The 19,200-nt window shown below is 38.6% G+C and carries 13 protein-coding genes, 1 pseudogene and 1 CRISPR repeat array; of the genes and pseudogenes, 6 read left to right on the forward strand and 8 right to left on the reverse strand.

The genetic code is table 11. From position 1 onward, the window contains the following. Positions 1 to 8: 8 nt before the first annotated feature. Together cas7d and cas5d are read left to right on the forward strand one after the other, a co-directional pair. Entirely contained in the window at positions 9 to 1,034 is a 1,026-nt protein-coding gene (gene cas7d / locus PL8927_RS22760) for a type I-D CRISPR-associated protein Cas7/Csc2 (RefSeq protein WP_083625748.1), read from the forward strand. Next, positions 1,034 to 1,738 (forward strand): type I-D CRISPR-associated protein Cas5/Csc1, encoded by a 705-nt coding sequence (gene cas5d / locus PL8927_RS22765; RefSeq protein WP_083625749.1) that lies wholly within the window; start codon positions 1,034 to 1,036, stop codon positions 1,736 to 1,738. The genes cas7d and cas5d overlap by 1 nt, the downstream gene beginning before the upstream one ends. A 270-nt stretch (positions 1,739 to 2,008) precedes the next feature. After that, a CRISPR array of direct repeats spans positions 2,009 to 3,859; the repeat unit is 37 nt; unit sequence GTTGAAATCAGCTATAATCCCTATCAGGGATTGAAAC. Positions 3,860 to 3,892: 33 nt separating this feature from the next. Here cas5d and cphA read toward each other — a convergent pair. Further along, the gene (gene cphA / locus PL8927_RS22770) at positions 3,893 to 6,481 is read right to left on the reverse strand and encodes a cyanophycin synthetase (protein WP_083625750.1); all 2,589 of its coding nucleotides are present in this window, start codon (positions 6,479 to 6,481) and stop codon (positions 3,893 to 3,895) included. A gap of 662 nt (positions 6,482 to 7,143) precedes the next feature. On the opposite strand from cphA, the gene PL8927_RS22775 reads away from it, so the two are divergent. Both PL8927_RS22775 and PL8927_RS22780 read left to right on the forward strand, forming a co-directional pair. After that, positions 7,144 to 8,328 (forward strand): hypothetical protein, encoded by a 1,185-nt coding sequence (locus PL8927_RS22775; protein WP_231506119.1) that lies wholly within the window; start codon positions 7,144 to 7,146, stop codon positions 8,326 to 8,328. Between the two features lie 290 nt (positions 8,329 to 8,618). Further along, positions 8,619 to 9,209, forward strand: a complete 591-nt coding sequence (locus PL8927_RS22780; RefSeq protein WP_083625751.1) for a TIGR04376 family protein — start codon at positions 8,619 to 8,621, stop codon at positions 9,207 to 9,209. 4 nt (positions 9,210 to 9,213) lie between these two features. Here the strand turns inward: PL8927_RS22780 and PL8927_RS22785 are convergent, their stop codons facing one another. The 6 genes from PL8927_RS22785 to PL8927_RS22810 all read right to left on the reverse strand — a co-directional run bounded on the left by PL8927_RS22785 (position 9,214) and on the right by PL8927_RS22810 (position 16,591). Beyond that, positions 9,214 to 9,801, reverse strand: coding sequence for a Uma2 family endonuclease (locus PL8927_RS22785; RefSeq protein WP_197047521.1), 588 nt, complete (start codon positions 9,799 to 9,801; stop codon positions 9,214 to 9,216). A gap of 31 nt (positions 9,802 to 9,832) precedes the next feature. Further along, positions 9,833 to 10,603 (reverse strand): class I SAM-dependent methyltransferase, encoded by a 771-nt coding sequence (locus PL8927_RS22790; protein WP_083625752.1) that lies wholly within the window; start codon positions 10,601 to 10,603, stop codon positions 9,833 to 9,835. A 372-nt stretch (positions 10,604 to 10,975) separates the two neighbouring features. Beyond that, the gene (locus tag PL8927_RS22795; protein WP_231506120.1) at positions 10,976 to 12,082 is read right to left on the reverse strand and encodes an ISAs1 family transposase; all 1,107 of its coding nucleotides are present in this window, start codon (positions 12,080 to 12,082) and stop codon (positions 10,976 to 10,978) included. Positions 12,083 to 12,293: 211 nt separating this feature from the next. After that, on the reverse strand, positions 12,294 to 13,043 hold the full coding sequence (locus tag PL8927_RS22800) for a hypothetical protein (RefSeq protein WP_083625753.1): 750 nt from the start codon (positions 13,041 to 13,043) through the stop codon (positions 12,294 to 12,296). A gap of 43 nt (positions 13,044 to 13,086) precedes the next feature. Further along, the gene (locus PL8927_RS22805; protein WP_083625754.1) at positions 13,087 to 14,784 is read right to left on the reverse strand and encodes a glycosyltransferase family 39 protein; all 1,698 of its coding nucleotides are present in this window, start codon (positions 14,782 to 14,784) and stop codon (positions 13,087 to 13,089) included. Positions 14,785 to 15,001: 217 nt separating this feature from the next. Continuing rightward, positions 15,002 to 16,591 carry a hypothetical protein gene (locus PL8927_RS22810; RefSeq protein WP_083625755.1) on the reverse strand — a complete coding sequence of 530 codons (1,590 nt, stop codon included), beginning with the start codon at positions 16,589 to 16,591 and terminating at the stop codon, positions 15,002 to 15,004. A 220-nt stretch (positions 16,592 to 16,811) separates the two neighbouring features. Here PL8927_RS22810 and PL8927_RS22815 point away from each other — a divergent pair. After that, positions 16,812 to 17,678, forward strand: a pseudogene (locus PL8927_RS22815) (serine/threonine protein kinase); the annotation flags it as partial. A 106-nt stretch (positions 17,679 to 17,784) separates the two neighbouring features. Here the strand turns inward: PL8927_RS22815 and PL8927_RS22820 are convergent. Continuing rightward, the gene (locus PL8927_RS22820; RefSeq protein ID WP_083625757.1) at positions 17,785 to 18,276 is read right to left on the reverse strand and encodes a redox protein; all 492 of its coding nucleotides are present in this window, start codon (positions 18,274 to 18,276) and stop codon (positions 17,785 to 17,787) included. 277 nt (positions 18,277 to 18,553) lie between these two features. On the opposite strand from PL8927_RS22820, the gene recR reads away from it, so the two are divergent. Then, positions 18,554 to 19,165, forward strand: coding sequence for a recombination mediator RecR (gene recR, locus PL8927_RS22825; protein WP_083625758.1), 612 nt, complete (start codon positions 18,554 to 18,556; stop codon positions 19,163 to 19,165). The last annotated feature ends 35 nt before the right edge of the window (positions 19,166 to 19,200 follow it).

Raw genomic sequence — 19,200 nt, forward strand, 5'->3', positions numbered from 1 at the left:
AAACAACCATGCAATTTATTACCACTGTAGATGCTAAACATTTTCACACCGAAATCCCTGCAAAACCAATGGGAAAATATGCCCATTTTATCACCATTCGTGTGACTGAATCCTATCCTTTATTTCAGACCGATGGAGAACTCAATAAAGCCCGAATTCGCGCAGGTATTCAGCACAAAGAAACCATTAGCCGTTTAGCCATGTTTAAACGCAAACAATCAACCCCTGAACGTTTAACCGGACGGGAATTATTGCGAAACTATCAAATTGGGGATTGGGAAAAATGCGATTATAATGTTGATTTTAGTAAAACAACCCCTGACTGTGTTCTCTATGGTTTTGCTATTGGGGATGCGGGTTCAGAAAAATCAAAAGTTGTTGTTGATACCGCTTATTCTATTACTTCCTTTGATGATTCTCACCAAAATTTCACCCTGAATGCTCCCTTTGAAAATGGAACCATGAGTCGTCAAGGAGTAGTAACCAGTCGTATTAATAGTCAAGATCACATTTTACCTCAAGTTTTCTTTCCCAGTATTATTACCCTAAAAGATCCCACAGAAGCTGGATTTTTGTATGTGTTTAATAACATTTTGCGAACCCGTCATTATGGCGCACAAACAACTCGTACAGGTCGAGTCAGAAATGAGTTAATTGGTGTGGTTTTTGCCGATGGTGAAATTGTGAGTAACCTACGTTGGACACAGAAAATCTATGATTTGATGAAACATAAAGGTCAAATTGAAATGGCAGAACCTTTGAATGAAGATGATGTTTTAGTTGCTGCTCAAGACGCGATTTCTCAACTCTTGAATCAAGAATATATTCCTCATACTGATTTTATTGGAGATAGTTTAACCCCTCTGCTGACAGAAGTTAAAGCGATCACCAGTGATGAAACACGATTGAAAGCGATGTTGGTTCAAGCCAATACAGAATCAATGGCTTATGCTCAAAAGCACATTATTAAATCAGCAGAAAAAGGTAAAAAAAGCAGCAAAAAAACAGCAACAACTGTAACGGAGTCCAACTAATGACAATGATCTATCGTTGCACAATAGAACTGCATGATAGCCTTTATTTTGCCACCCGTGAAATTGGGCGACTCTATGAAACCGAACCCATCCTGCATAATTATGCCCTTTGTTATGCGTTGGGTTTAATTGATAACCCATCCTATCAAACAACGGTTTCTGAGGAGGATTCCTATCGTTATTTCTGTCCTGAACAAGTTCCTAAATATGCCCAACATTTAACGCCTTTGAATCAACAGGGAATTTATGTAACTCCCGCCCGAACAGTTAACTATACTGCGGTTCTCAACACTTGGAAATATGCCAATAATAACTATCATGTTGAGATGGAGAAAACCCAAAAAAATATTCCTAGTTTTGGCAGAACAAAGGAAATTGCTCCCGAAAGCAAGTTTGAGTTTTTTATTCTGACTGAAAACTTGTTAAAACTGCCAAAATGGATTCGCTTAGGAAAATGGGCAAGTAAGGCAGAATTAACGGTTGAAGAACTGCCAAAACTCAAACGATATCAAGAGAATGAATTTATTTTTCCCTATCCTTTGAATCCTCTGGATGTGATGTTTACCCATCAAGTTTTGAGTTATGACACGATTAATATGCCTCCAGTTAGTTTAATTCGTAATGTCAGAATGCGAGGGGAATATTACACCGTTGAAGGTCTAAAATTGCAAATTCCAGCCCAAATGCAATACCGTTTTAACTAATCCATATCTATCTACCCGTAGGGGCGAGGTCTCCTCGCCCAGTGAGTTACGATTTGGGCAGGGTTTGGGCGGGAAAACCTCGCCCCTACAAAATCTTGAAAATCAGATAGGGGTTTGTGTTTTAAGCAAGGGTTTGGGCGGGAAAACCCATCGGTGTCAACTTAAGTCTAAAAGCCTTGAAATAAATTTCAGGCTCAAAGCTAAAACCCGTTAAAACGGGTTAATGAAGAATNGCGATAACATCCTTCTCAAACCATTTAAAATTCTGCTGTTGAAATCAGCTATAATCCCTATCAGGGATTGAAACATCAGCCACTCTCTATTCAATTCCCGAACGGAACGGCGTTGAAATCAGCTATAATCCCTATCAGGGATTGAAACTTTTTCAACCATGATTTACCCCCAATCCGGGTATTGTTGAAATCAGCTATAATCCCTATCAGGGATTGAAACCTGTGAGAAATGTCGCCGCCCTTGCCGTAAACCCAAGTTGAAATCAGCTATAATCCCTATCAGGGATTGAAACAGGGGGATGAGTATTTAACCCTTCTAACCCTAGTGTTGAAATCAGCTATAATCCCTATCAGGGATTGAAACATAATGAGAAAGGTACAAAATTTCTTAATGTAAAACTATGGTTGAAATCAGCTATAATCCCTATCAGGGATTGAAACCCTATTTTAATCAACCTTTATCAATAATCCCATTAGTTGAAATCAGCTATAATCCCTATCAGGGATTGAAACTATGATTCTTCTTATAATATTGACACAGACTTATCGTTGAAATCAGCTATAATCCCTATCAGGGATTGAAACCGGCCAGGGATAACGCGATCGCACCCCTTCTTATCCCCATTCCCTGTTGAAATCAGCTATAATCCCTATCAGGGATTGAAACTACACCCCGTCAAACTACAGAATTGTACAAAGCTTGTTGAAATCAGCTATAATCCCTATCAGGGATTGAAACATCCCTATTAGTCAAACTGTAGAGATCGCTGTTAGTTGAAATCAGCTATAATCCCTATCAGGGATTGAAACTACAATATTATTATTAATATTAATAGACTGAATGTTGAAATCAGCTATAATCCCTATCAGGGATTGAAACTCCCCATATTCCAGGGAGCTTGCCCCCCACCAAGTTGAAATCAGCTATAATCCCTATCAGGGATTGAAACATAACAAGGGAGATATTTCTCTATTAAGTCATCTGTTGAAATCAGCTATAATCCCTATCAGGGATTGAAACCAGGGATATCCTCAACAATTTGGGTTATAACCAAGTTGAAATCAGCTATAATCCCTATCAGGGATTGAAACGGAAAGGCGATATCAGCCACGCCATCAGCATTAGTGTTGAAATCAGCTATAATCCCTATCAGGGATTGAAACTATCTTTTAGCCGCCCAACTCCATCAATAACTAAAGATTGTTGAAATCAGCTATAATCCCTATCAGGGATTGAAACTTCCTATTTCTTTAACCTTTTTGCCCTTGATTTGTTGAAATCAGCTATAATCCCTATCAGGGATTGAAACACTTACTGCTGAACAAACTGATAGGCCTCTAGGTTGAAAGTTGAAATCAGCTATAATCCCTATCAGGGATTGAAACACTTCCAAAGTTTCGATTCCCGCTCCTTCCATCGTTGAAATCAGCTATAATCCCTATCAGGGATTGAAACGCCTAAAGTTTGGGAGGAATATTATAATATTTGGTTGAAATCAGCTATAATCCCTATCAGGGATTGAAACCAATATGCAACGAACCACTAGACGTTGATTTTTGTTGAAATCAGCTATAATCCCTATCAGGGATTGAAACTGCCTAAGTGCTTTTTATAATAGAGGATAAATTCAAGTTGAAATCAGCTATAATCCCTATCAGGGATTGAAACATCATTATTGCCATCTAATTCGACAATAATATGGTTGAAATCAGCTATAATCCCTATCAGGGATTGAAACGGGTTAGTCAAAGCGGCACCGAGTCCATTCATTTGTTGAAATCAGCTATAATCCCTATCAGGGATTGAAACATTTGCAAGTCTTTTCCTGTAAAACGAAACCCGTCTTTCCAGTTGAAATCAGCTATAATCCCTATCAGGGATTGAAACTATCGGACTTTTTGGGTTTTTGGAGCCAACTAATTAACTAAATTGCAGTAAAGCGAGAATTGGTTTCACACTTTCGGGGAAAATAACGACGAGACTCCCTGGGGTAGCTTCAGCAAAGGCGGTTTCAATGGCTTTCATTTCTTTGAGAATAATCTCACAGTCAAAATCAGGATTTTCCTGCTGAACTCCAATCTGAATATATTTAGCCACATCTCCCCGTTGGCTTCCGCGATTATCATCATCTTCCTTAATAATAATCCGCTCGAACATCTGCGCCGCTAACCGTCCTAATTCAATAAAATCTTCGGGACGGCGATCGCCCGGTGCACCAACAACCCCAATGCGTTTACCATCGGGCCAATTGCGAACAAACTCCAGAATCGCTTGAAAACTAGCTCGATTATGGGCATAATCTAATAAAACATGGAAAGAGTGGTAAGGAATTAAATTCATCCGTCCAGGGGTTTGTTCCACCGACATCTCAAACGTCCGCAACGCCTGACTAATCTCGGTAATGGTGACTCCCTGGACATAAGCTGCTAAACTAGCGGCCAGAGCATTAGCAATCATAAACGGAGCTAACCCGCGTAAGGTGAGGGGAACATTAGCCATCTGTTCCACCCGAATCATTTGATCCCCTTTTAAAAAGGATAAATAACCTGATTCATAAATCGCTGCAACGCCTCCCTGGGCGATGTGTTCATTCACAATAGGGTTATCGGCATTGAGGGAAAAATAAGCAATTTTCGCTTTTATCTGTGATGCCATCGCTACAACTAACGGATCATCGGCATTTAACACCGCATACTCACTGGCAGCTTTTGCCACAACGCTTTTAACTTCTGCCATCTCCTCAACGGTGTTAATATCCTGTAAGCCTAAATGGTCTTCAGAAACATTCAACACCACGCCGACATCACAGCGATTAAACCCTAACCCAGAGCGGAGAATTCCCCCCCGTGCGGCTTCTAATACTGCTAATTCAACGGTGGGGTCATTTAAAATTAAAGCGGCACTTTGTGGCCCGGTATTATCTCCGGCTTCTGCTAAAAACTCTCCGATATAAGTACCATCAGTAGTAGTAAAACCTACAATTTTCTGAGTTTGTTTAAAGATATGGGCAATTAAACGGGTGGTGGTGGTTTTGCCGTTGGTTCCGGTAATGGCGGTAATGGGAATATGAGCCGAGGTTCCGGGGGGGTAGAGCATATCCACGATGGGAACCGCCACGTTGCGGGGTTTGCCTTCATTGGGTTGAATGTGCATTCGCAACCCCGGGGCGGCGTTAACTTCCACAATCACCCCATCCACTTCTCGCAATGGCCGACTAATATCGGGGGCGGTAATATCAATTCCAGCAATATCTAAGCCAATAATTTGCGCGGCGCGTTCGCAAATCCAAATATTTTCCGGGTGAATTTCATCGGTGTGATCAATAGCAATTCCACCTGTACTTAAATTAGCCGTTGCTTTAAGATAACAAATCTCTCCGGGTTGAGGAATACTATCTAAGCGATAGCTTTGTTGTTTTAAAATATCAATACTGTGGCGATCAATTTCAATTCGAGTTAACATATTTTCGTGACCACTACCCCGACGGGGATCACGGTTTGTGTCTTCGACTAATTCTATTAACGTTGAACGACCATCTCCGATGACATGAGCCGGAACCCGTTGAGCAACGGCGACGACTTTTCCTTTAACAACTAACACTCGATAATCATTTCCTTTATAGTAGCGTTCAACAATCACGCTTCCAATTTTTGATTCATTTTTAGCCATTTCATAAGCGTTTTCTGCCTCCTCCCAAGTTTGAATATCGAGGGTAATTCCGCGACCATGATTCCCATCTAGGGGTTTTAAAACCATCGGAAATCCACCAATATCATCAACAGCTTTTTCTAAATCATCTAAGCTATTAATTACAGTACCTTTAGGAACAGGTAAACGCGCCGCATCTAAGAGGGTTTTTGTGCCTTCTTTATCACAAGCAAATTCAATTCCTAATATACTGGTGCTATCAGTTTGTGAGGCTTGAATTCGGCGTTGATTTTTGCCATAACCGAGTTGAATAACGTGGCGAGCGGGTAATTCTTTCCAAGGAATTCCGCGTAATTCGGCTTCTTGGACAATGGCTTCTGTTGTGGGGCCGAGTTCAGCTTGTAAGGCAATTTCTTGTAAATCCTGTAAGTCTTGTTGGAGTTCTATTTTTCGATAATATCCATCATCAATTAAATGATGACATAACCTTACTGCGGCTCGTGCAGCATAGCGTCCGGCTTCAGGGATTTGATATTGAAAGATTACCCGCCAGACTCCCGGTTCGGAACTGGGACGAGTACAGCCAAAGTGTACAGGCATTCCTGCTATAGTTTGTAATTCTAAGGCAATTTGTAGAACCACATCACTCATCAAAATTCCCGTTTTTACGTTTGTCAGGAAATCTTGATATTTTGCTTGGGTTAAATGGGGTAAAATTTCACAAAGTCCATCGGAGAAGTCGGGAATTTCAGAGGTGTAGCGATTATCTTTTTCTAAATTGAGATGAATAATAATCAGTTGATGAACATCAATACTCCAGTAATTCGGCCCTGATAAGGTTTGAGTCTTTAGAATTTTCATCGGTATTATCTCCTAAACTCCTGGATTCAGTCACTCGTGAGTATTTTTAGTAAGCTATAACGTCACGAATACAAGGGATATTTTGAACGGGTCACAACTCACGAAAGATTGAAGCGTGAGTCTGTTAGTGGGGATAAAATCCCTATATTGGTCTTCTCAAGGATAGGATTTTAAAATATGAACCCTTATTTTTGATCAGGTATTAGACTCATCTGGGACGGTTTTTTTCTTTCACCCGGTTGGGCTATTTTAAAAAACCCTGATCGGCAATTCAACATTAGGGTAATTATCCCACAATTTGAGAAGATAGTAGCAGCAAAATTCCCTAAAATTTGGGAAATCTAGGGAAAATTTAAGGAAAATATTAGATTCTTTGTAAAGCCAATTGATCCGCAATTCTGTTTTTTTAGCTCCATTATCCGACAATTTTGTGTTTGCCGTTTCCAGGTTCAGGGGAGAGGTCAAAATCTCTATCAATCAGCAGTTGACAAATCCCCAATTCTGTGATAATCATATTCCCATCTACAACCCTGCTAAAATTTGCATAAAGTTTCCTTGAGGTAGAGATCAGATTCCCCACAATCAATGATATAAAAATAACAATAATATAGCTGTATCATCAATAAATCGAGGTTAACGATTTACAGGAAGAGGAGCGATCAATGGCTCAAAAAACCATGAATAAAACCCGATTGGAATTCTCCGAAGTCCCAATCGCCAAACCCCCGATCTCGGTCGAAGCTTATGCCGATGAACTCATGGACGACATTTTTTCCGATGTCGATCGTGTGATGCAGGGAGAATCTCGGCTACCGAGTCAAACGGTGCAACCGGAATTTGTTTCTCTCAAATCGATTAAAGTCCCTCAAATTATTCTGCCTCCGATGCCCCGTCAGGAGGAAGAGGATGGGGAAAAATTACGGGATGCCAGTGTTAAAAAGTCCTCTCTTTCGTTGGATCGGATTTTATTAATCGCCGCGTTTTCATCCTTATTCATAACCCTATTATTATGGTTAGCAACACGGGGCGGTTTTGGACGCTTATTTGCCCCCGAACCTGTGGCGGTTTCCCCCGAACCTGTTTTAGATGCCAAAACAAAAGCGGATATTCAATTTTCCAATTATATTGAGCGATCGATCACCAATATTGAACAACAAAATCAACAAACCCCGTTAGGGTTGCCCCTATTACCCCCTCCCATTCCAAATGCAGTATTACCCACCCTCCCGGTTCCTGGGACTCCTCCGGTGGCGAACGTAGCTCCGGTGATGGATACTAATAACCTCGTGGCTGCTATTAACCGAGTGGCGGGGGCCATTCAAGATGCCTCTAATCAAACGGCGTCCCTCTCTCAACAAGTGATGAGCAGTTTGGCAAAGGGACAACAACCCGCACCGACTGCACCGACTGCACCAACTGTTGTTCCTGGTGGACGGGGTTCCGGTGTCGTCCCCGCACCCCAGCCCAAAACAACGGCCCAAACGCCTAAACCCCAAACCCAACCTAAACCTGCTACACCCTCGGAAGGGGCTCCAGCCGCACCCCAAAGTCAGGCTGTTGTACCCGAAATTAGTCCTGTAGCCCCCCCCTCGGCGGTGACGGAAACTCCCGTAGAACAGCCAACAGCAGCTAACCCAGCCCCGGTAACGGCTCATACCTTAGTGGGAATTTTGGAATTGGGCGATCGCTCGGCGGCTCTATTTGAAATTAATGGGGTGGCCCGTCGGATCTATGTGGGTGAAACCGTTGGCGCCAGTGGTTGGTCACTGGTTGAAGTGGTTAATCAAGAGGCCGTAATTCGTCGCAATGGGGAAGTTAAGACACTTTTTGTGGGACAACAATTCTAATGATTACCTGTAGGGGTGGCGTCCCTCCCATCGGTGTCAACTTAACGCCAAAAGCCTTGAAATAAATTTCAGGCTAAAAGCTTAAACCCGTTAAAACGGGTTAAGAAAGACAAGTCTTGAGTCATCTTTAGATGCCGATCGCTTCTTAGCCCGAAATTTATTTCAGGGCATTATGACTTAAGTTGACACCAATGCGTCCCTCCCAACCCCTACGATAAAATATTACAACCCCTACACGGATTGCTATAGCACGTCAATACTAACTGTTCCTTTATATTTAATGTTTAATTATGGGTTTATTTGAAGATTTTAGTCGATTTTTAGAGACTCGCCTAGAGGAGTTTCTTAAAGATAATCCCCATTTGGAATTGCAAGCGTTAGAAGAACAATTGCGAGAACAAGAGGAGGATACATTACGGTTAATTGCTGAGTTGAACCAAGAAGAAAAAAAGCTGGAAGCGGAAATTTTAGTAATTGCTCAGGATATTCAAAAATGGCATAAATGGGTGCAAAAAGCACAAGCCGCCAATCGTTTAGATTTAGCGACGGCGGCTCAAGAACGAGAGGCGGCGTTACTCCGTCAGGGAAACCAACGTTGGGGACAAATGCAAGGCGTTAAAGAACGGATTCAAAAATCCAAAGAACTCTATTATCAAGTACAACAACGCCATAAGGAAGTTAAAGCTAAAGCCGCAGAAATGGCAGCCAACGGCGCTAAAGGACAAGCCGAACAAAAAGCTCAAAATCCTTGGGAAACTAAAGGCTGGAATCAGAGTACATCCTATAGCAGTTCTAGTTCCTTTGGTGATTCCCTAGAAACGAAATTTAAACAATGGGAAATCGATGAAGAAGTAGATCAGTTAAAGCGGAATATACGTTAAAATTTTATTCTTCGGGTTGTTCAAAATTCACTTGTTCATAAAGATCAGTAAAGTTAATTTGAAAATCAACGCTACTTAAGGTTAAAATTGAATCAGGAGATTCATAAAAATTGAGTTGCCATTTTCCCCCTTCTGTTTTCACAAATTGTTCAACAGAATATTGATATTGATCTATTAAAATATATTCTTGAAATTCGGGAATAGACCGATAATATTTAAACTTATCCCCTCGATCATAATTTCCCGTTGATTTCGATAAAACTTCTACGATGACTAAGGGATTTAAAACCGTATCCGTGCGATTTTCATGATAAATAACATCTCCACGAATTACCATTAAATCAGGATAAGTATATAATCGATAATCAGGAATCCATAAACGGACATCGCTGGTAAATACCCGATAATTTTGTTTTCTTAAGGCAAAATATAAATGAGCGCAAAGATTAACTAAAATTTGATTATGATTAGTTGTTCCTCCGGTCATGGGGATAATTTCTCCATCTCGATACTCATGCTTAAATTCCGCGATTTCTTCGCGTTTGAGATAGTCCTCTGGAGAATAGAGGAGAGGTTCAGTTTGCACAACCATATCATTCTCCTAATTATATCCTATCCTTTTATTATAAATTAACATCTGCTAAATAAACATCTGTGCGGTAAATTAAATACACAAATCCTTGTGTATCTACCCAACGCTGAAATAACGTTTCTAACTCGGTAATAATCTGTTGACCCGCTTCTCCTTCGGTGGGAATATAAGACGCGCTTTGAGTTCTTCCAATTAACCCCTCTAAATCTAATATTTGTTGATAAGCGATCGCGTGATAACGCCAATTTTTAAAATCAGCATAACTTTGAGCAATATCGATAACCCGTTTACGTTTTTCTTTTTCCACTGGAGGATCTTTGGCTGCATTTTTCAAAATTTGGCTATATTCTTTGGTAAATTCATCTTTTCTATTGCGATGATTCCAAACAATTGCTAACCGTCCCGATGGTTTTAAAATCCGATTAAATTCTTTTAAAGTCGGTTCAGGATTAAACCAGTGAAACGCCTGAAATGTAGTCACTAAATCAACAGAATTATCCCCTAAACCCGTATTTTCCGCCGTAGCATCTCGAAATTCAACTAAGGGATGGGGAGTTGCTGTTTCTCTCATTTGAGCGTTGGGTTCAACCGCTAAAACCTTAACCCCTTTTTCGGCTAATAACCGTGAAGAAATCCCCGTCCCCGCACCGATATCAACTGCTATTAATTCCGAGGGATTTCCTAACCCCTCTAACAGCATTATAATCGCTTCATCGGGATAACTGGGTCGATATTTTGCATAGTGAGATGCTCGTTCAGAAAATCGAGTTAAGGGGTTCATTTGATAAAGAAATTGTTCCATAATCAATCGTAGGGGTGGGGTTATCCCCAAGGAGTGTCAACTTAATCCGAAAACTTCTGATTACAGCTTTTTGGTCGATCCCCCTAAATCCCCCTTAAAAAGGGGGACTTTGGACTCTAATTCCCCCCTTTTCAAGCAGGGGGTTTTCATTTTCCAAAATGCGATCGCTATCTTCAAAAAAAATCATCAATTTTTACGGTCAAATTATCTCTAATTTTTATCAGACAAGTTGGAAATACTAAGAATGAACAATTTCAATATTTATTAACAGCAAAAAATAGCCATTGTCTGGCTTAACAAGACTTTATGGCTATTGATTATTAAATATTTCTAATGTTTTTTGAAAAAAATAGTTTTAAAAACTTAATTAATTCAGGCGATCGCTAAAATCTTTTCCCAATTATTTCCCAACCATGATTGTCCCTCTTTTATTGAAATAAAACCCAAACTTCTGTATATATTCAAAATCAATGTTACTAATAACGAGAATTTCCCCGCTACGTCTATCCCTTTTATTCTTGATTTATCTTCATTAAAATTCACATCTTTGACCCAATGTACTTGATTTTCAATTAACCAATGTGCTTTAATTTTTTCCGCAAATGTTTTCGCACTTAATTTCTGACTACTAATATAATATAAAGTCTCATTATATTCTTTGTCACCCCGAAAACCTGTTCTTTCTACCTCAATAAAACTTTGAAGATGAGGATAATTTTTATGGTTCACATTCTGGCTATCAAATACTGATACTTTTCTGCTAACATTTCGTCCATGACTGACATCTTTTTCTTCATATACTGTTAAAGGTTTTTCAATTTCTGCTAAAATTTTTATTCGCTTGTGTAATTTAACTTGATTGCCTTTTGCCGTAATTAAATAATCATTTTTGCTCTCAATTATTGCCTGAGTTGTTGCCTTACTACAATGGAGAGCATCAAGAGTAAATACTTTATTTAATAACCCACATTTCTCTATCATAGAGAGAACTTTAGCATTTTCAGAATTTTGTTTACTTTCAAAACTTTCCGACTTAATTACTAACTTGGTTTCTTGACTAAACCCAGATACCATTATTAGCATATTTTGTTTCTGATCTTCATAGTTAGTCAGGGTATTTTTTAAAGATTTTCCATCGATCGCAATCCAATCAACGCCTTCTTTTTGCCAATAATATTCCTCGACTGTTGACTGAAAAACTAACTGAATCTCTATTAGATTTATCCCGATCATTACTCGTCTAATGGTACTATAAGATGGTAACTTTTTAGCTGTAATTTTTAATAATTTAATTAGCTTATTTTCTTCGTTTTTTCTAAAGTTATCTATTTGCTTATAAGTAACATTGCCAGTTAGCAGGGCCAAAATAATGATAGTCAACACTACCCATAATTCATGTCTTTTACCCCGATTTTTCCGAAAATCCTTGACTAACTTCAGTTGTTCAATTATACTGTTTAACATAATTGTTTTAATCAAAAAATAGTGATCTCTTTTTGATTTTATCAATAAAAGATCACTTTTATTTTCTTTTTTACACCCGACTTTGAAAACGCCCTGCTTTTCAAGGGGGGTTAGGGGGGATCTAGGACTAGAAAAAAATCAACGAACTTTCGGTTTTCTAGCCTACTTTTAGCCTTAAAGTTAACACCGATGGGTTATCCCGCCCATAATAGCCAACAGTCAACCGTCAACTAATTATTTTAATCTCAACATCGATTTTTTGTTGCCATTCTTTAATATAAACTAATAATCCATACATAAACACAATCACCCCCAGCATTTCCATAATTTCTTCTATAATTGCTACCGATGAATAAATTAGACTTTGTTGATGGTTATAAAACGCCACAACACTCCCTAACATTTCCATAAATAATGCTCCTCCAATATATAAAGATACTGCTAAAATAAAATGATAACGAGTTTTTCGGGGAAGATGTAACCAAAACCTCCAATATTGACGCAGAAAAATTGCCACTAAAATTATCCCTGGAATCACCCACATTGAACGTAAAAAAGGCGGTAAATTTAACGCTTTTGCAAGATCAGGAATAATTAAAATTTCATGAATCGTAGCAACTTCATCAATAGCTAATAACCAAAAAATAATCGATAACCATTTCCACTGTTGAAAATAACGATATTTTACCGGAGAATTATCATCAGCATCAGTTAAGGTTTTTTGTTGTTCCAATTCTGCTTGTTTTGCAGATGCGATCGCACCCAATAACCAAGCACAAAACGCCAACATAAACGCACTAAACCAAGTGGGTAAATTCATCTCTCGATCAAGATTAAACATTGATGTCCAATCTTTTCGATAATTAAATCCAAATCTACCAATTTGTACCAGAATACTCGTGAAGGTAAAAAATGCCACTCCCATTGTTAAGCGTTTAGCTAATTTTATCGGAGAAAGGGTTAGATATAACTGCACGTTGAACTCATCCTATTTTAATCAAACTCAAATCATAACCCAACTATCGACAATAATATCGTCGATATCGATATCCATTAAAATCAGGTTGAGGACGGGGATCTTCTTGACACCGGAATTGACTAAAATCCGTATTATCTTTTAAATTCACTTTCCATAACTCAAAGGGACGTTGAACTTGAGTTAAAGCTGTTGCTAAAGCAGGGGAAGGATTATCTGTTTTTTTGACTAACATAAATTGAGGTAATTTTTTAGCATTCTGACGTTTAAATTCTAATCCTAATCCCATCAAAGATCGAGTTTCTGCATGGGTTCGTTGAGTTGTCACAATCACGACAGGTGTTTTCGCTTCTTTAATAATATAACTCGCTAAACGATCCGATTGTTGGGATTTTTGAAAGCCATAATTTGCGCCAACTGTTAACGCACCTAAACACCCCATGATTAAGGTGACAATCACAATTTTTTGACTATTTGCTTGCAAAATAGGCGGGAGTGAAACCCAAGAATAATGAGAAGTTCTGGGTTGTTTCCAAATCCTACCTAATGCAGAACCTACAATTAAAATAAACACAGGAAAGTAAACAAATTGATATCTCGCCGCCAGAGAGACATCCTTTTGAAGTCCATAAATTAAAATTAAAAATAGTACAATAACACTGCCAAAAATACCGCCAAATATTTTAGTTTCTAGTTGAGTCTCAGAGGCTTGAAGATTTAACCGAATTCCTGCGATTATCCCCGGAATTACCCAAACTAAAACCGTTAATAAAATTAATGCTGAAATCACTGTTATAATCATCGGTGTTCCTTCAACAGGTAATAAAAATATCTGGGTAATTAACCAAGCAAATAACCGAAATAAAGGCTCGATAAATCCTAATCCTTTGAATTCGGTTTCGATCCATTCTGTCAGTTGATCATTGGGAAGATTTTGTAAAATTGGAATCCAAACTAATCCACTCATTAATGTTCCGAATATTACTGCATAAATTCTTAACCAAGCTGTTCTAATAAGTCCTAATTGATTTCGCCAATCTTGTAACCAAAATCCTCCTAAAATTAACCCTTCTCCACCTAAGAATACAATAAAAAAATAGTGAGTTGCAATTCCTAATCCATTAACCATAATCCAACCGATAACTTGAATTATAGATAAGGGTTTTTCTCCCTCTAAACTTCTAATTGCCTTGACAAAATAGCTTAAAGATGCGATAATCCAAAGAATAGTTATAGTATAGTGCCGGGATTCTTGCGATAAATAGATTCCATAAGGAGAAACTGCCATTAACGCGGCTGTAATTTGAGCAAAAATCAAAGACCGAAAGGCAAAATAACTTAAACTAAAAATAGCCGGAATTGATAAAACGCCTAAAATAGAACTTAGCGATCGCGCTACCGTTAAAGAAACTAATTCTCCCTCTATTGAAAACAACTTCATCCAGAAATGATTCAGCCAAAAATATAACGGAGGATGATTACTTTCGGTAAACAAATGATAAACAACATCCGCAGGCTGAGTTGCACTTTCAAACCGCAAAGGGGATAATAAAATATCTGCTGAAATCATCTGATCTAACGGAATAGTTTTCAGTCCGTGACCCAAACTAAACACTAAAGTAGAAATTTCAATACTCGATGCTGACTTATCTCCTAAACCGATAAATCTAAATAAAATTCCCAGTCCTATCCAAAACAACAATAAAACCGGATGAAACCATCGGTTATTAACAATTTTCATCACTTAAAACAATCCTCACTTCATCCGTAGGGTGCGTAAGCTCCGCGCACGCACCCAACCCATATTATAATAGCAAAAACCATCATTATTTTATAATTTGTAAGCTCCGCAGACGCACCCAACCCATATTATAATAGCAAAAACCATCATTATTTTATAATTTATAAGCTCCGCAGACGCACCCAACCCCTATTATATTATAGGAATAAATAATCCCTTAAAACCGTCTTTCTAACTTCAAAGATTGACCCGGCGTTAACTTTCTAATCTCATCCGTTAAATCTAACCAAGGTTGTAATTGTCCCCGTTGAAACGTGCGACTCAGAGGAATATCTATTGACGTTTGATCACAAGCAATTCCAGCAGAAATAATTCCTCGCCAAGAATCAGCATATAATTCATCAATAATATGCCATTGATTTCTTTCCCAACGAAATCGTCGTGTAAATCTAAAGGGTGCATCTTGTTTTCCCTGAACAATTTCAGAACGATTTAACCCTTGAATTTGCTTTGAGAAAAACCTTCCTAATATTAACATTAAAACTCGGATTAAAACCAATTTTAATGACGATAATTGATTCGGTTTAACCCAACTTAATCCTCCTTCAATTAAAACCTCATCCTGTTCGACATGAATAGTATAAGAACTCATTAAATGTGCTACAGCATTTTTAATTTGACGACCCTGACGAACTTGTAGGGAAAAATGAGTATCCGATAAAATCAGTTTATTTTCTCTAAATAGTTTAAAAACTCCCCCTTTATTTAAAGCTACATATAATTCCACATAGGGACGACGTTTAATTAAAATTTCCGCTTCCTTTAACCAAATACTCGCCACATCTCGCGCTAAAGGTTGGGGTCTTCCAGGGACAAAATCACGCCAAGCCAGTAAATAATTCCAAACCTGATTTCCTAATGAATAATCATCCCCATAACAAGCCGATAAACCATTCTTAAGACCCAGTAAAAAACGATCATTAATTCTCAACGCATCCGGTAGCCATTCCCCGACTAATTCAAACCCATAGGGAAAAAATTGATAAGTATTTAAACTGCCATATTCACCCCCATACGACCCATCAGGATGAATAAAATAGGAAACTAATTCTACTGCTTTCATTAAAGACTCTTTCAAGCGTAAATCCGATCTCAAATCATCTAATTGAGCTAAAAAAGAAATCGTTAAGGTATGATAACCGGGATCAAAAGTTTCATTTTCTTTAAACCATCCTTCCTGACTTTGTAAAGATAATAACCATTCCAAACGAGAGGCTTTAATTCGATGCCATTTAGAGGTTTGTAACATTTGCCCCAAACGTTCTAAACAGAGAATAATTAACGCCTCATGACTCGCACTCTGACTAAATTTACAATGGGCTAACCCATTCGCTTGACGTTCAAAACCTTGTAAGATTTCATAATTCATCAACTCTAATAAATGATAACTTTCTAAACCCGCAAATAGGGAAAAAGCTGTTGCACTAGCCGAATGTTCTAAGGGTAAAGTTTCATCACAAAAACTATCAGGGTGAACGGTATTAGTGGTATAAAGAATACCCGCCTCTACCCAATTTTTAATCGTAGGTTGTTGATAATAAGGATTATCAGAAATTGGAAGATCATAAACCAAAGCCAGAGGTAGCACTAATTCTTGCATTCTACCATTGGCAAAATCTTTAATTTTATAATGCCAAAAATTCCGATCAAAACAACCATAAGTCGGACTATGGGGATTTCGATCTAATAACGTTAAAATTTTAGGAATTTGAGTTAACGCTTCACGGGCAAATAAATCTTTACTCACGGTTAATAATGGCTATTCGTTGCACCAAACAAATCACTGCTATTGTACCAAAAAAGGTGCGATCGCTATCTGATTTCCTGGTTTACTGGGTCTTCCAGGGTTAGTCCTGGCAACTTCTTGATATTCTTGATGTCTTTGGGGTTAAATATTAAGCTGATTAGGAATAATAAATTTTCCAGAGTATAATTAATTTAGTCATCTCCCTTGAGGTTTTCTCGTTATGAGTTATTGCCTTAATCCTAAATGTCCTAATCCAACAGATCCAGCAAACGAGAATCAGTCCACTTGCTGTCAATGTGGCTCCGATCTTTTGCTAAAAGAACGATATCGTGTGACTAAACAACTGGGAGGCGGAGATTTTAGCAAAACATTTGAAATTGATGATCAAGGAAAATTTAAGATCCTAAAAGTTTTATTAAAAAACAATCCTAAAGCTGCCACTTTGTTGAAACAACAAGCAGAAGTTTTGAGTCAAATTAACCACCCTGGAATTCCTAAAGTTGATCCCGATGGCTATTTTACCTATCTTCCCAAGGGGAGCGAAGAAGCTCTTCATTGTTTAGTAATAGAAAAAATTGAAGGGCTAAATTTACAAGACTGGATGAAAGAACGAAAAAAAGAACCCATTAGTCAAGAACAGGCTTTAGAATGGTTAAAACAACTGACTGAGATCCTAGAGCAAGTTCATAGTTTACAATACTTCCATCAGGATATTAGGCCTCAAAATATTATGCGAAAACCTAATGGACAGTTAGTATTAATTGATTTTGCAACCACACGCCAAGTTGCAGGTAATGTAGCTGGGATTGTTGTTTTTCCCGGTTATACACCCTTAGAACAAGTTAATGGGAAAGAGGTTCCTCAATCCGATTATTTTGCCCTCGGACGAACATTTGTTTATTTATTAACAGGAAAACCTCCGGCTGCTTATCCAGAAAATCCCCGAACAGGAAAGTTATTATGGCGAAAAGGTGCGCCCCATCTTTCTGATCAACTTGCGGCTTTAATTGATTATTTAATAGCTCCTTTTCCGGGTAATCGCCCTCAAAATCCACAAATGATCTTGCAATGTTTAGCAGAATGTAAAACAAACTGAGAAAAATAATAATACTAATGTTATGGCTGAAGAATCTCAATTATTTGTATTCCCAGCCATTCCTTTAATTTTATAGCGGAATGACTGAGTTGCTAATTTAAGCCGCTTGTCGTTCTTCCTGATCAAAACCATGTAAAATGGGTGCAGGGCCGAATTTAGAAGTAACTCTGAGTAGACGAGGAATTTCAAAACTATTATAAACGCGAAACTCGCTTTGAATAGTCGCTTCTGCGGTTCTAACAGCTTGATTTAAGACCAAAGAACCATCGGGGTCAGAAACAGAACGATGGAAGGTTCCGGGGGGAAGTCTGAGAATGTGACGATTAGCATCTAATCTAACAATATGATAGGGATGTTTCCAAGCAAAATTAACTAAATAAAAGGTACGTCCCCCACTCACTGCTAACAAATTATCTTCTTGATGGGGATGAAGATAAAATTGCCAATATCCGGCTTCGGTATTATTGGGGCTAATTGCTGGCCCTTCATGAAAGACTAAATCACGGGCGTTAGAATTGGCAATGGTAATATCAAAAAAACGCACACTGGGAGTATCACGAAATTTATGAAACGGGATTAATTCAAACATACGCGCTTTATTTAAAATATTAGTTTTTCGCTGGTTCTATTTAGTTTAGTCACAATTGTTCAAACAATCAAAACCTATTCAGAATAGTTTCTATGCGGAAACCGAATAGATGGTGGGTTGTCAGTTAACCGTTAACGGTTGACTGTTAACCGACAATATGGCAAGTCTTGCTACGCCTACTCTGACTCGCTGATATCTAAATTACGGTAAAATTGTAGTGAGTCCTTTAGGACTCTATCTCGGTCAGCCCTGAAGGGCTTACTACGGTTTTGATGGAATTGGAGGCAGTTCAACGGTTTATACTCGTCCTTTAGCTCGATTAATTGAGCAATTGCAACATTTACCCGGTGTGGGGCCAAAAACCGCCCAACGCCTGGCGCTTCATATTATTAAGCGTCCTGATGAGGATGTCCAAGCTTTAGCACAGGCGTTATTGGATGCTAAACAGCAAGTGGGTTTTTGTCAGGTTTGTTTTCATCTCTCGGCTGAACCCGTTTGTGAGATTTGTCGAAACCCCCAACGTGACCCCGATACAATTTGTGTGGTGTCCGACTCCCGCGATGTCATCGCCTTAGAAAAAACACGGGAATATAAGGGAAAATATCATGTTTTGGGGGGTGTGATTTCTCCGATGGATGGAGTGGGCCCCGAACAATTAACGATTCAACCCTTAGTGCGTCGGGTGAGTCAACAAAAGATTAAAGAATTGATTATTGCTATTAGTCCCAGTATTGAGGGCGAAACCACGACCTTATATATCGGTCAACTGTTAAAACCTTTTACAAGAGTAACCCGAATTGCCTTTGGTTTACCGATGGGGGGCGAGTTAGAATATGCCGATGAAATTACCTTAGCACGGGCATTAGAAGGGCGGCGAGAGTTAGATTAGACTGATAAAATGCAGGGAATTCTAATCAATTGTAG

Origin of the sequence: Planktothrix serta PCC 8927, from assembly GCF_900010725.2 — a bacterium.
In the GTDB taxonomy this organism is placed as follows: domain Bacteria; phylum Cyanobacteriota; class Cyanobacteriia; order Cyanobacteriales; family Microcoleaceae; genus Planktothrix; species Planktothrix serta.